Raw genomic sequence first — 12,324 nt, 5'->3', positions numbered from 1 at the left:
GTCGCCGGCCCCCCGGCACCGGGGGCTATTCCAGTTGGGGGGGGGGGGCGCCCCCCGGGGTGGGGGGTGCGGCGCGCCGCGCATGTGCTCAGGCGTTCCAGCCGCCGTACGGCACGGTGATCAGCTCCATGGCGTGGCCCGCGGGGTCCATGAAGTACACGCCCCGGCCGCCGTCGTTGTGGTTGATGGCGCCGGGCTGTTGGCGGTGCGGGTCGGCGTAGTGCTCGACGCCGAGCTCGCGGATCCGCCGGTACGCCGCCTCGAACTCCTCCTCGGAGACCAGGAAGGCGTAGTGCTGCATGACGATGGAGTCCGCGGGGATCGTGGTGAAGTCCAGCGTGACGCCGTTGCTCAGGCGGACCGCGATGAACGGGCCCCACTCCGAGGTGATCTCAAGGCCCAGCAGGTCCACGAAGAACTGGGCGGACTCCCGGTTGTCCCGGGCATGGACGATCGTGTGGTTCAACTCGACTGACAAGGAATGCCTCCGAAGGCACCTTCCGACACCTCCATGCCTCACCCAGCCGGTGATCGACACGCGATGTCCCGGCAGAGCCTAGCCCACCTTGTCAAGCGGCCGGCATGGCTCCGGCCGGTCCCACCGGCTGTAGGGTGCCGCCCGTGGTGAATCATCGGGACGAGACCAGGGTGGCCTACGACAGTGTCGTCGAGCTGTACGCGTCGCTGTTCGCGGACGGTCTGGAGACACGGCCGTTCGCCCGGGCCATGATCGGCACCTTCGCCGAACTGGTGCGCGCGACGGGCAACTCGCGTGCGGCGGACGTCGGGTGCGGGCCCGGACATCTCACGGCCATGCTGAACGGACTGGGACTGGACGCCTTCGGGCTCGACCTCTCCCCCGGCATGGTCGACCACGCCCGGCGGGCCCACCCGGCGCTGCGCTTCGAGGAGGCGCGGATGGAGTCCCTGCCGATCGAGGACGGCGCGCTCGGTGGCGTACTGGCCCACTACTCGATGATCCACACGCCCCCGGAGGAAGTGCCGGAGCTCCTTGCCGAGCAGGTACGCGTCCTGGCTCCGGGGGGTCTGCTCCTGGTGTCCTTCTTCGGGACGGACGGACCGGAGCCGGTCCGGTTCGATCACAAGGTGACGCCTGCCTACAGTTGGCCGGCGGACCGCCTCGCCGGACTGCTGGCCGACGCCGGGCTCGTGCCCTTCGCCCGGCTGCTGCACGACCCGGCCTCCGAACGAGGCTTCCTCGACGCCCACTTGCTGGCCCGCCGCGCCGGATAGGCCCTACGGATCACCTGCCGGGGGAAACGACGTCTTCCAAGGTCCGGGGCAGCGGGTAGGCGCGCTCCGGAGGGAGCAGCCGCTGCGCCTTGCTCGCCTGGCCGGTCTGTATCAGTGCCGAGGCCTTGCGGACCAAGGGAGTGAGGTCGGTGAGACCGACGATCCACTCGTCGGTGAACGTGCGGATCAGGTGGCGGCCGATGCCGACCTGGATGCTGTAGTGGTTCAGCGCCGCTCCGCGCGGCGAACGCTCCGGGTCCCACTGGACGTGTACGGCCGCCTGGGCCACCGCCGCCGGGTCGGCGGTCGTCAACACGGCCTGGGACAGGGCCTCTTCCCAGCCCTCCCGCGTGATCCGCACCGCGAGAACGCGTTCCTGGCCGGGCTTGCGCGCCCAGTTGCTGCGGTGCATCAGCCACATGAACGACGGCTTGATCCAGGTCATTCGGTGGAACGAGAACGGCGCGACGAAGCGGCCCGCCCGCAGAGCCGGGTCGGCGATGGCGGGTGAGTACGCCTGATAGACCACGATCGTGCGGGCGTCGTGGTCGGCACGGATCTGATACTGGGGCGTCATGCTCCGCACCCTGCCATCGGGTGTGCCGACGCGGCGAGTCGATTTCGCCGAGCCGAGCCGAGCCGGGGTCAGGTCGTGGGGTGGCAGGTGAAGACGCGTTCCAGCAGGGCGTCGAGGGTCGCGCGTTCCTCGGTGGTGAGGGTACTCAGGCCGGCCTGTGTGGTGTGCATCTTCGTGCGGATCGCGTCGGTGACGCGTTCGCCCTCGGGCGTGAGGGTGACGTTCTTGACGCGCCGGTCGGACGGGTCGGCTTCGCGGCGCACCAGGCCGCGTTTCTCCAGGCGGTCGATGATGCCGGTGATGTTGGAGGCGTCGCAGGTCATGGTGTCGGCCAGGGCGCGCATCGCGGCGGGGCCGCGGCGGAGCGCGGTCAGGGCCTTGGCCTGGCTCGCGGTGAGGTGCTCGCTCGCCGCCGCGAGGGTGAAGTCGCCGAGGTAGACGCCCCAGGACATCGAGAGCCGCTCCATGAGCCGGTCCGTGTCGACGGGCTCTTGCGCACGAGGGGCTTCTGTCATGGGGGCACCCTAACGGAGAAACTTGACTATCTGAAATATGGAGATCTACCTTCTTCTTGTTGCATGAAGTTCTCAAGCATCAAGGTTGTCAAGTAAAAGCCATAAGGAGCGCCCCTGTGAACGCCCTCGCGTCCCCCGCCTCCCGCGCGGCCGAGATCCTCTCCCGGCCCGTGGCCCTCAACGGCCTTACTGTCCCGAACCGCATCGTGATGGCGCCGATGACGCGCATGTTCTCCCCCGGTGGCGTGCCCGGCGAGGACGTCCGCTCGTACTACGCCCGCCGCGCCGCCGCCGGTGTGGGCCTGATCGTCACCGAGGGCACCTACGTCGGCCACGCGTCGGCGGGACAGAGCGACCGTGTGCCGCGGTTCCACGGCGAGGAGCAGCTGGCGGGGTGGGCGAAGGTCGCCGAGGACGTGCACGCGGCGGGCGGCACGATCGTGCCGCAGCTGTGGCACATCGGCATGGTGCGCCGGCAGGGCCAGGCGCCCTACCCCGACGCCCCCGCCATAGGCCCCTCCGGCATCCGTACCGACGGCACCGAGGGCGCGGGCCGGGCGATGACCCAGGGCGACCTCGACGACGTCATCGGCGCCTTCGCCGAGGCCGCCGCGACCGCTGAGCGCATCGGCTTCGACGGCGTCGAGCTCCACGGCGCCCACGGCTACCTCATCGACCAGTTCCTGTGGGCCGGGACGAACCGGCGTACCGACGCGTACGGCGGCGACCCCGTGGCCCGTACGAAGTTCGCCGCCGAGATCGTCGCCGCCGTCCGCGCGTCCGTCTCGTCCGACTTCCCCGTGCTCTTCCGCTACTCGCAGTGGAAGCAGGACGCCTACGACGCCCGGCTCGCCGGGACTCCGCGGGAGCTGGAGGCGATCCTCAGCCCGCTCGCCGCCGCCGGTGTCGACGCCTTCCACGCCTCCACCCGCCGCCACTGGATCCCCGAGTTCGACGGCTCGGACCTCAACCTGGCGGGCTGGACCAAGAAGCTCACCGGCCGCCCCACCATCACCGTCGGCTCGGTCGGCCTCGACGGCGACTTCATCCACGCCTTCGCGGGCCAGGGCGCGCCGGTCCAGGGCATCGACGAGCTCCTCGACCGTCTGGAGCGCGACGAGTTCGACATGGTCGCCGTCGGCCGCGCGCTGCTCCAGGACCCGGAGTGGGCGGCCAAGGTCCTCGCGGGCCGGACCGGCGAGCTCAAGCCGTACGACGCGGAGGCGGTCAAGAGCCTGAGCTGAGGGCGGCGGGCGCGTGGTCAGCGGCAGCGGGCCACGCGCTCGGCGGCCAGGCAGGTGCGGACGATGGCGACGCGGATCGTCGGGCCGCCCACGCCGCACTTGATGGCGTAGAACAGGAAGATGTTCGTCGCGGTCACGGCGGACGCGTACACATAGACGTCGTGGAGGAGTCCCAGGTAGAGGGCCGTGCCGATGGTCAGCACGGCCACGCAGTAGAAGAGCGACGTCGGTACCCACTGGGCGAACGAGGACAGGCCGGTGATCTTGGTGTCGTCGGCGGGGAGGGTGCTGAGGCCGAGGCGCCGGGAGCGGCGGACGACCGCGTGGATGTAGGCGAGGGTGAACACGTTCGCGAGCCACGTCAGGATCTGCCCGATCGCCGAGTTGAGCGGCCACCAGCGGGGCTCGACGAGCGTGATCGCCAGCACCAGCAGGCACGGGACCACGGCCATCAGCCGCATGATCACCTCCGTCGCCACGGCCAGCCTCGTCAGCGATCCGGCGCGCCAGCCGATGGCCAGGGGCGTCAGCCCGGAGAAGAGCATCTGGTAGTACTTCGGCGCCGCGATGGCGTAGGAGAGCCCGACCATCCTGGCCGGGAGGCTGGCCCGCAGGTCCGGCACCTGGTAGTCGTCGCGCCGCCATGAGTCGACGATCGGGAGACCCTCGGGGGTGCCGGCGGCCCGCTGCACCAGGGACACCAGGTTGTTCCCCCACGAGAGGTCCAGGTCGCGCAGGATCCAGGTGATGACGACGGTGTTCGTCACCGCCCAGATCACCGCCGACAGCAGCGACCAGGCGAGCAGCCAGTTGGCGAACGAGCCCCGGTCCGTTTCCGCCCGGTCGCTCTGTTGTCTGCGCATCCGCCACAGCCGCCACTCCCGCCCCGGGTCGCCGGCCAGCGGGCGGAGCAGCTCGCGCCAGGCGCGCCAGCCGGTCTCGACCCGCAGGTCGCTCTCGCCCTGTTCGGCGGCCTGCACCATCTCCAGCTCGGCCAGGAAGTCGCGCTTCAGCCGGGCGAAGGTGTGCGTCGGGTCGGCTCCGCCGGAGAAGACGAGCAGCCGACGCGCCGGGGCCGCGTCGACGAGGTCCTCCAGGAAGCGGGCCAGGAGCGCGGCGCGCATGTAGAAGATGTCCGGCACCACCCCTTCGGCTCCCGCCTGCCCGGTGCCGAAGAGGATCAGCAGCTGACCGAGCGAGTACAGATCCGCCCGGGCGATGTCGGTCTCCCCCGCCCTGACCTCGGGAGCGATGTAGCGGGATTCGGCCCCTCCCGTACCGGTGACCGTGTGGGTGTAGAGGTAGTTGCGGCCGAGATCGACGAGTTTGAAGGTGCCGTCGGACGCGGACACGATGATGTTGGAGGGCGTGAGGTCCGCGTGCACTCCCTTGAGCCCGCCGTGCACCGGGTCCTCTCGCGCGAGGCGCTGGAGTTCCTCCAGCGCGTCGAAGAGCAGCAGGCCCTTGTCCCTGAGCCGGTCGAGGCTGAGGGAGGGTACCCGGCGCGCGTCGGGCGTCTCCCGCTCCGCCTCCTCGCGGACGACTTCGGCGAGCGTCCTTCCCTCGACGAAGTCCATGAGGATCCAGCTGTCGAAGCTGGCCCAGACCCGCACGAGATGACGCGCTCCGCTGCTAGACGTGCCGTACGTCTCCGCGTAGCCGCGCGTGGCCTGCGCGAGGGTCGCGATCCTGGTGAACGGGTACAGGATCAGCTTCAGGGCGAACTCCGGGCGGGTGCCGTGGACGGCGTCCGCGGTGCTGCCCCGCAGGATCATCGACGTGCTGCCATGGCGATGGAAGCGCAACGTGCGCTGCATCGCCCGCCATTCACGCTCCGCGGGCCCTCCCGCCGCCGGTGGGCGGCGCCCGGCGGACTCCCCCTCGGGGCTGTACACGTCGGCGATCACCTCGGCGACCGCGACCTCTTCGACGAGGGCGCCGCAGATGCCCCCGCAGTCGTGCGTCAGCCCCTGGTCTCGCCGGCCGGTGGCGGCCCCCGCCGGTGAGAGCGAGCGCTGGGCCTCCGATTCCGCGAGACCGAGCAGGGTCAGCAGGAACAGGGTGACGAAGCCGAACAGCTCGGCCCCGTCGGCCCGGCTCCGGCCGCCCCACGCGCGGTACCCGAGGCACCAGGAGACCAGCCGCGCGATCGTGGCCTGTCGGCCGGCGGGGCCGAAGCGGTCGTCGAACGATCTCTCGTCCAGCGGTATGTCGTGCAGCAGACGCCGCCACAGCCCGAGACGGCGGGCCTTCTGCCGGGCCGTCTCCGGCCGGCCGTCGGCCGGAAGTTCGAGCAGGGTGCGTAATCGGGCCGACTGCGGGTCGTCATATCCGCTCAGGTCCGACAGGGCCGCGAGCAGCCGGTCCAGCGTGGTGCCCTGGTTGTCCATGCGCGCTGTCCACCACCATCAGTCTCGGCATGGCACGGATCCCTCCCCGGCGGATCAGGTCGGCCGGTCTGCCCTCGGTGGCGCAGAAGGCGATCCCGTAGGCCATCCGGGCGTGCCGGAGGAGTGGGCCGTGTTTCAGTTCGTGTCGTTTGAGCTCGGGCATCCACGGCAGTGGCGCCAGATCGAGGACGTACGGGGCCTCGGAGCCGGGAGCCGTCCGCATGCGGCGCAGGCGTTCCTGGTCGATGTGCTTCTGGCGGATCGCCGCCAGGTATCCGCTGCCCAGTCCCCGGCGCACCTTCTCCAGGTGGAGGTACGTGAAGCGGTGGAGCAGGTCGAATCCGCCGCCGGCCGGCCGCATCGGCCGCGTGCTGAGGGAGAGGACGTGGGTGCAGCCGTCGTCGAGCGCGAGCCGGAACGGCAGGGCCGTGAGGACTCCGCCGTCCACGGCGCGTCCCACCTCCGGCAGGGCGACCGTGCCGGGGACGGCGACGGGAAGCCACGCCGAGGCGCGTAACGCGTCCTTGAGGTGCTGCCGGGAGGAGAAGTCCCGCAGGACCACGGTCCGCAGGGCGTCGATGTCGGTGACGGGAACGGCCAGGGGGATCGGCGAGCGGAGCACCGCCTCGTAGTCCAGCGGCTTCACCCGCTCCATGACGTGGTCGAAGGAGTAGGACAGGTCCAGGATCGGGCGGCGGCGCAGCGGCCGGGAGAAGTCGACGAAACGTTTGGTCGTCAGATCGTCGTAGTAGATCGACAGCGGGTACCACGTCTCGCCGGCGAGGAAGTAGGCGCCGTTGATCCCGCCGGCGGAGCAGCCGTAGACGACGTCGAAGGCGTTCTTGTAGCCGTAGTCCTCGAGTTGGGAGAGCATCGCCGCCGAGATCACCCCGCGCATGCCGCCGCCCTCGACGGCCAGGGCGACCCGTGCGCCGTCGGTGCGCTGCCCCGGCAGGCTGCCGGAGTCGCGTCGGGCCCGCAGGATCTTCAGGACCGGATGTGCCGGATCCCAGTACGCGGGCGTGCCCTCGGCTTCGTCGGTTCTCATGGTCCCCCCTGTGTCGGTCCTTGATCTCCCGCCGGCCCCGCACCGCCTCTTCCCGCCTCCGCGTGCGCCAAACGCGCGGGGAACGGGCTTACGGGCGTGGCGTGTTGGTGCTTCTGAGACCCCTTACCATCGTGACGGGCAGGCATTCGGCGAGGAGGGCGACGACGTCACGCCAGGCTCGTCGTGCGTGCCGCGGGTGGTGGCCGACGCCGGGCAGCACGGTGTGGTCGACCGGCGGATGGTGGAAGGCGTGAAGGGCTCCTCCGTAGACCACGAGGCGCCAGTCGACGCCCGCGGCCTCCATCTCCTCGGCGAAGGCGTCCCGTTGGGCGGGCGGCATGATCGGGTCTTCCGACCCGACCCCGGCCCATACCGGGCAGCGAATGCGTGCCGCCTCACCCGGTCGGCCCGTGGTGACCGCGTTGATCGTCCCGATCGCGCGCAGATCGACGCCATCGCGGCCCAGTTCCAGTGCGATGGCGCCGCCGGTGCCGTAGCCGATGGCGGCGATCCGGTCCGGGTCGGCCCGTGGTTCGGCACGCAGTACGTCGAGCGCGGCGTGGCCGATGCCGCGCATCCGGTCGGGGTCGGTGAGCAGCGGCAGGCAACGGGCCAGCATCTCCTCCGGGTCTTCCAGGTAGCGTCCGCCGTGGAGGTCGAACGCCAGCGCCACGTACCCCAACTCGGCCAGGGCTTCGGCCCGGTGACGCTCGACGTCGCTGAGGCCCACCCCCTCGGGACCGATCAGGACCGCGGGGCGGCGCTCGGCGCCTGCCGGGAGCGCGAGGTGTCCGAACATCGTCAGGTTGTCGGCGGAGTACTCGACCGTGCGCGTGGTGACCGTCGTCATGCCCATGGACGGTAATGACCGTCGCGCTCGGTCGGGGTGGTGTTCACCGACGGCGGAGTGGGGGGAACATCCGTCGGCGCGGCGACCTCGGGCACGACACTGACGTGTCCATGGAAAGTGCAGGGAGAGTGTGCTCTGCTGCGGACTCGAAACCGACTCGCCCACGCCCACGCCCACGCCCACGCCCACGCCCACGCCCACGCCCAGGAAGGATGCCCGACCGATGGTCACCTCGGTGCCGCGCAACGTCCCCGATGTCCTCGCACCGGCGCGGCTGGGCCCGCTGGGTCTGCGTAACCGTGTCCTCAAGGCGGCCACGTTCGAGGGGGCCACCCCGGACGGACTGGTCACCGACCGGCTGATCGAGTACCACCGGGCCCCCGCGGCCGGCGGGGTGGGCATGACCACCGTCGCCTACCTGGCCGTGGCCCCGGAGGGGCGGACCGAGCGGCGGCAGATCTGGATGCGGCCCGAGGCCGTGCCGGGGCTACGCCGGCTGACGGAGGCCGTGCACGCCGAGGGTGCCGCCGTGTCGGCGCAGATCGGCCATGCCGGGCCGGTCGCGAACGCCGCTTCGAACCGCGCTCCGGCGCTCGCCCCCACCCGTCGGTTCAGTCCGCTCGGGATGCGGACCACCCGCGCCGCCGGTGAGGCCGACATCGCGCGGATCGTCCGGGCGCACGGGGAGGCGGCCGAGCTCGCGCTCGCCTCCGGCTTCGACGCCGTGGAGATCCACCTCGGTCACAACTACTTCGCGAGCGCGTTCCTCAGCCCCCGGCTCAACCGGCGCCGGGACCGGTACGGCGGCAGCCTCGCCAACCGGGCCACGGTCGCTCGGGACGCCGCCCGCGCGGTGCGGGACGCGGTCGGAGACCGCCTCGCCGTCATCGCCAAGCTGAACATGGACGACGGTGTCCCCGGCGGCAGCCGGCCCGACGAGAGCCTCCAGCTCGCCCGCTGGCTCCAGGACGACGGCACGGTCGACGCCCTGGAGCTCACCGCGGGCAGCTCCCTGCTCAACCCGATGTACCTCTTCCGCGGCGCCGCGCCGCTACGGGAGTTCGCCGCCACCTTCCCGCGTCCCCAGCGCCTGGCCGTGCGGGCGCTGGGCGGACGCTTCCTCGTCGAGTACCCCTACCAGGAGTCGTATCTGCTGGACTCGGCCCGCCAGTTCCGCGCCGCGCTGGATCTGCCGCTGATCCTCCTCGGCGGCATCGCCGACCTCGCCACCGCCCAGCGGGCCATGGCCGAGGGCTTCGACTTCGTGGCCATGGGCCGGGCCCTGCTCCGCGAACCCGACCTCGTCGCCCGCTACCGGGCCGGAACGAGCAGCAGGTCCCTGTGCGTCCACTGCAACCGCTGCATGCCGACGATCTACACCGGCACCCGCTGCGTCCTCGTGGACCCGGAGCCCCGGTAGGGACATGGGGGTTAGGGGGTTTCCGCCAGGAGGCGGTTGACCAGGGCGGTGAGCTGGGCGGGGGTCTTGGCGAGGGCCAGGGCGTCGTCCTCGATCGACACCGGGAACTCCCGCTCCAGCCTGCTCGCCGTCTCCAGCAGGGCCAGCGAGTCGTAGCCCAGGGTCGTGAACTCCTGGTCCTCGGGGCGGCGGTCGCCCGTCACCGGGTCTCCCTCGCCCGCGCAGTCCCGGATGATCTCCATGAGCCGGTCGGTCGTCAACTGGGGCATGTGCGTCTCTTCTCCTGTCGGTGGGGGGTGGTGGTGACGTGGTCAGGTCGGGAGTGTCAGCACCAGCGCCGAGTTGAAGCCGCCTCGGCCTCTGGCCAGGATCAGGGCCGCCGCCGGCCGGGTCCGGCGCGGGGCGGTCACGAGGTCCAGGGTGTGTTCGGGGCGCGGCCGGTCGACATTGGCGGTCGGGGGGATGATCCCCTCACGCAGGGCCAGCAGCGCCGTGGCCACGTCCAGGGCCGAGCCGCCGGCGCTCAGGCGGCCGGTCATCGTCTTGGGGGCCGTGACCGGGACCCCGTACGGGCCGAACAGGGCGCGCAGGGCGTCGGCCTCCGCCGTGTCCTCCTCCCGTGTGCCCGCCGCGTCCGCGAACACCACGTCGATGCCCTCGGGGGCAAGCTCGGCGTCGTCGAGGGCGGCGCGGGCGGCGCGCAGCAGGTTCGGCGGGCGCCCGGAGCCGGGCGGCGGGTCGAACGTGGCCGCGTAGCCGGCGATCCGGCCGTACCAGCGAGTGGCGCCGCGTGCGCGGGCGGCCTCCTCGCTCTCCAGGACCAGCAGGGCGCCGCCCTCGCCCGGTACGTAGCCGTCGGCGCCCGGGCCGAAGGGGCGGTACGCGCGGGCCGGGTCCGTTTCCTCGCTCATCCGGCCCGTGCTGAGCTGCGCCACCCAGCCCCACGGGCACGGAGAGCCGTCCACCGCTCCGGCGAGCACCATCGGCCGGCCGCGCCGCAGTTGCCGGCGGGCCTGGCCGAGCGCGTCGAGGCCGCCGGCCTGTTCGGTGACGAGCGCCCCCGCGGGGCCGCGCAGGCCGTGCCGGATCGACACCTGGCCGGTGTTGACCGCGTAGAACCACGCGAAGGACTGATAGGCGCTGACGTGCGCGGGGCCTCGGCCCCACAGGTTCTGGAGCTCCCGGTGGCCGAACTCGAAGCCGCCCGCCGAGGCGGCGGTGACCACGCCCATCCCGTACTCGGGCAGCGCCGCCGGGTCGACCGCGGCGTCGGCGAGGGCCCAGTCGGAGGCGACGAGGGCCATCCGGGTCATGTGGTCGGTCTGCGGCAGGAGTCGGCTCGGCAGGTGCTCCTCGGGTACGAAGCCGGGCACCTCGCCCGCCAGCCGGCTCGGGTAGCGGGCCGCGTCGAAGCGGGTGACGGGGCCGATCGCCGACGCGCCGCGCAGGGTGTTCGCCCAGTGCTCCTGGTGCCCCAGACCCGTCGGGGCGACCACCCCGAGGCCGGTGACGACCGTGTCCGCGCTCATCCCGCCGCTCCCCCGCCCGCCTCGGGTCCGGCCAGCACCATCGCGCTCTGGAAGCCGCCGAAGCCGCTGCCGACCGTGAGGACGCGCGACACCGGCAGCGCGCGGGCCTCCAGGGGTACGTAGTCGAGGTCGCACTCCGGGTCGGGCTCCCGCAGGTTCGCCGTGGGCGGGACCACGCCGTGCCGGACCGCGAGGGCGCAGGCGGCGATCTCCAGGGAGCCGATGGCGCCCAGCGAGTGCCCGATCATCGACTTGATGCTGCTCACCGGGGTGCGGCGGGCGTGCTCGCCGAGGGCCAGCTTGAAGGCCGCGGTCTCGTGCCGGTCGTTCTGCCGGGTGCCGGAGCCGTGGGCGTTCACGTAGTCGATCGCGGTCGGGTCCGTACGGGCGTCGGCGAGCGCCACGCGGATCGCCTCGGCCATCTCCCGTCCGTCGGGCCGCAGTCCGGTCATGTGGAAGGCGTTGCAGCGGCTCGCGAAGCCCGTGATCTCGGCGTACACCTCGGCGCCCCGGCGGCGGGCGTGCTCCCGTTCCTCCAGGACGAACACCGCCGCGCCCTCACCGAGGACGAAGCCGCGTCGCGTACGGTCGAAGGGCCGGGACGCCTCCCCCGGCCGGTCGTTGTCGGGGCTCGTCGCCTTGATCGCGTCGAAGCACGCCACGGTGATGGGCGAGATGGGCGCCTCCGTCGCACCGGCCACCATCACGTCGGCCACGCCCTCGGCGATCAGGTCGGCCGCCCGGCCCACCGCGTCCAGGCCGGACGTGCAGCCGGTCGACACCAGCGAGACCGGTCCCTCCGCCGCGATCCGGTCGTGGGCGACCTCGGCGGCGATGGAACTGGGCACGAAGTAGTCGAAGAGGTGAGGGACGGCGTAGGCGTGGTCGACCAGCCAGCGGCCGCCGCTGTCGCTGACGACCGCGTACTCGTTCTCCAGGCTCGTGGTGCAGCCCACGGCGCTGCCGATGACGACGCCGACGCGGGTGCCGTCCAGCGCCTCCCGGTCGATGCCGCTGTCCTCGATGCCCTCGCGGGCGGCGACGACGGCGAATTGGGCGGCCCGGTCCATACGGCGGATCTGCCGGGGCGTGAGTCCCTCCGCCGCCGGATCGAAATCGCATTCCGCCGCTATTCGGGAACGGAAGGGCGTGGGGTCGAACGCGGTGATCGTACGGGTGGCGGTGCGTCCCGAGGTCAGGAGATCCCAGAACGGTTTCACGCCGATCGCGCCCGGTGCCACGACCCCCATTCCCGTGATGACCACACGCCGATTACCGGCCGCCTTCATCCGCGTCCCCCTTTACCCGCGTCGGTGCCCTCGACAGAAATGTCCACACGGCGAGCGTGCGCCGATCGGCTCGCGTTCGGCTCAATGCGGCGTGGAGGATCGCGCGGAGCCTTGACACGGGCGGCGGGAGCGTGTCGGACGGCGGGGTCCGGGAGGCCGGCCGGGCGCCGCCGGGGTGGATTCCCGCTGGAGGAACGCTGGAGGGCCG

Annotated in this window: 12 protein-coding genes; 3 read left to right on the top strand and 9 right to left on the bottom strand. The window is 72.0% G+C overall.

Annotated elements, in window-relative coordinates; genetic code table 11:
• Positions 1–88: 88 nt before the first annotated feature.
• A complete protein-coding gene (locus ABTZ54_RS35045; RefSeq protein WP_351671815.1) occupies positions 89–478 on the bottom strand; it encodes a VOC family protein in 390 nt (129 codons plus the stop codon).
• A 143-nt stretch (positions 479–621) separates the two neighbouring features.
• On the opposite strand from ABTZ54_RS35045, the gene ABTZ54_RS35040 reads away from it, so the two are divergent.
• The gene (locus tag ABTZ54_RS35040; protein ID WP_351671812.1) at positions 622–1,254 is read left to right on the top strand and encodes a class I SAM-dependent methyltransferase; all 633 of its coding nucleotides are present in this window, start codon (positions 622–624) and stop codon (positions 1,252–1,254) included.
• Between the two features lie 10 nt (positions 1,255–1,264).
• Here ABTZ54_RS35040 and ABTZ54_RS35035 read toward each other — a convergent pair whose 3' ends face one another.
• Together ABTZ54_RS35035 and ABTZ54_RS35030 are read right to left on the bottom strand one after the other, a co-directional pair.
• Positions 1,265–1,831 (bottom strand): DUF4291 domain-containing protein, encoded by a 567-nt coding sequence (locus ABTZ54_RS35035; protein WP_351671809.1) that lies wholly within the window; start codon positions 1,829–1,831, stop codon positions 1,265–1,267.
• Between the two features lie 68 nt (positions 1,832–1,899).
• Positions 1,900–2,346, bottom strand: coding sequence for a MarR family winged helix-turn-helix transcriptional regulator (locus ABTZ54_RS35030; protein WP_351671807.1), 447 nt, complete (start codon positions 2,344–2,346; stop codon positions 1,900–1,902).
• A gap of 116 nt (positions 2,347–2,462) precedes the next feature.
• On the opposite strand from ABTZ54_RS35030, the gene ABTZ54_RS35025 reads away from it, so the two are divergent.
• The gene (locus tag ABTZ54_RS35025; RefSeq protein WP_351671804.1) at positions 2,463–3,590 is read left to right on the top strand and encodes an NADH:flavin oxidoreductase; all 1,128 of its coding nucleotides are present in this window, start codon (positions 2,463–2,465) and stop codon (positions 3,588–3,590) included.
• A 17-nt stretch (positions 3,591–3,607) separates the two neighbouring features.
• Here ABTZ54_RS35025 and ABTZ54_RS35020 read toward each other — a convergent pair whose 3' ends face one another.
• The 3 genes from ABTZ54_RS35020 to ABTZ54_RS35010 form a co-directional block, all read right to left on the bottom strand.
• Positions 3,608–5,980: a serine/threonine-protein kinase gene (locus tag ABTZ54_RS35020; protein ID WP_351671801.1), complete on the bottom strand. Its 2,373-nt coding sequence runs from the start codon at positions 5,978–5,980 to the stop codon at positions 3,608–3,610.
• Positions 5,916–7,028 (bottom strand): patatin-like phospholipase family protein, encoded by a 1,113-nt coding sequence (locus tag ABTZ54_RS35015; protein WP_351671798.1) that lies wholly within the window; start codon positions 7,026–7,028, stop codon positions 5,916–5,918. The genes ABTZ54_RS35020 and ABTZ54_RS35015 overlap by 65 nt, the downstream gene beginning before the upstream one ends.
• Before the next feature lie 88 nt (positions 7,029–7,116).
• Positions 7,117–7,878 carry a dienelactone hydrolase family protein gene (locus tag ABTZ54_RS35010; RefSeq protein ID WP_351671796.1) on the bottom strand — a complete coding sequence of 254 codons (762 nt, stop codon included), beginning with the start codon at positions 7,876–7,878 and terminating at the stop codon, positions 7,117–7,119.
• A gap of 223 nt (positions 7,879–8,101) precedes the next feature.
• Between ABTZ54_RS35010 and ABTZ54_RS35005 the strand changes: the two genes are divergently transcribed.
• A complete protein-coding gene (locus ABTZ54_RS35005; RefSeq protein WP_351671793.1) occupies positions 8,102–9,298 on the top strand; it encodes an NADH:flavin oxidoreductase in 1,197 nt (398 codons plus the stop codon).
• An 11-nt stretch (positions 9,299–9,309) separates the two neighbouring features.
• On the opposite strand, the gene ABTZ54_RS35000 is transcribed toward ABTZ54_RS35005, so the two are convergent.
• The 3 genes from ABTZ54_RS35000 to ABTZ54_RS34990 are packed head-to-tail and all read right to left on the bottom strand — an operon-like array spanning position 9,310 to position 12,116.
• Positions 9,310–9,567, bottom strand: a complete 258-nt coding sequence (locus tag ABTZ54_RS35000) for an acyl carrier protein (protein WP_351671790.1) — start codon at positions 9,565–9,567, stop codon at positions 9,310–9,312.
• 42 nt (positions 9,568–9,609) lie between these two features.
• The gene (locus ABTZ54_RS34995; RefSeq protein WP_351671787.1) at positions 9,610–10,827 is read right to left on the bottom strand and encodes a ketosynthase chain-length factor; all 1,218 of its coding nucleotides are present in this window, start codon (positions 10,825–10,827) and stop codon (positions 9,610–9,612) included.
• Positions 10,824–12,116 carry a beta-ketoacyl-[acyl-carrier-protein] synthase family protein gene (locus ABTZ54_RS34990; protein ID WP_351671784.1) on the bottom strand — a complete coding sequence of 431 codons (1,293 nt, stop codon included), beginning with the start codon at positions 12,114–12,116 and terminating at the stop codon, positions 10,824–10,826. Before ABTZ54_RS34990 ends, ABTZ54_RS34995 begins: the two co-directional genes overlap by 4 nt.
• Positions 12,117–12,324: the final 208 nt, after the last annotated feature.

Origin of the sequence: Streptomyces sp. NPDC094032 (genome assembly GCF_040303965.1) — a bacterium.
Taxonomy (GTDB): domain Bacteria; phylum Actinomycetota; class Actinomycetes; order Streptomycetales; family Streptomycetaceae; genus Streptomyces.
This window is presented reverse-complemented; position numbering and strand designations above follow the sequence as displayed.

What these genes read in the sequence shown, in the direction of transcription:
- ABTZ54_RS34995 (WP_351671787.1), bottom strand. Translation starts at nt 10,827, where the DNA reads ATGAGCGCGGACACGGTCGTCACCGGCCTCGGGGTGGTCGCCCCGACG.
- ABTZ54_RS35000 (WP_351671790.1), bottom strand. Translation starts at nt 9,567, where the DNA reads ATGCCCCAGTTGACGACCGACCGGCTCATGGAGATCATCCGGGACTGC.
- ABTZ54_RS34990 (WP_351671784.1), bottom strand. Translation starts at nt 12,116, where the DNA reads ATGAAGGCGGCCGGTAATCGGCGTGTGGTCATCACGGGAATGGGGGTC.
- ABTZ54_RS35005 (WP_351671793.1), top strand. Translation starts at nt 8,102, where the DNA reads ATGGTCACCTCGGTGCCGCGCAACGTCCCCGATGTCCTCGCACCGGCG.
- ABTZ54_RS35020 (WP_351671801.1), bottom strand. Translation starts at nt 5,980, where the DNA reads ATGGACAACCAGGGCACCACGCTGGACCGGCTGCTCGCGGCCCTGTCG.
- ABTZ54_RS35015 (WP_351671798.1), bottom strand. Translation starts at nt 7,028, where the DNA reads ATGAGAACCGACGAAGCCGAGGGCACGCCCGCGTACTGGGATCCGGCA.
- ABTZ54_RS35030 (WP_351671807.1), bottom strand. Translation starts at nt 2,346, where the DNA reads ATGACAGAAGCCCCTCGTGCGCAAGAGCCCGTCGACACGGACCGGCTC.
- ABTZ54_RS35035 (WP_351671809.1), bottom strand. Translation starts at nt 1,831, where the DNA reads ATGACGCCCCAGTATCAGATCCGTGCCGACCACGACGCCCGCACGATC.
- ABTZ54_RS35010 (WP_351671796.1), bottom strand. Translation starts at nt 7,878, where the DNA reads ATGACGACGGTCACCACGCGCACGGTCGAGTACTCCGCCGACAACCTG.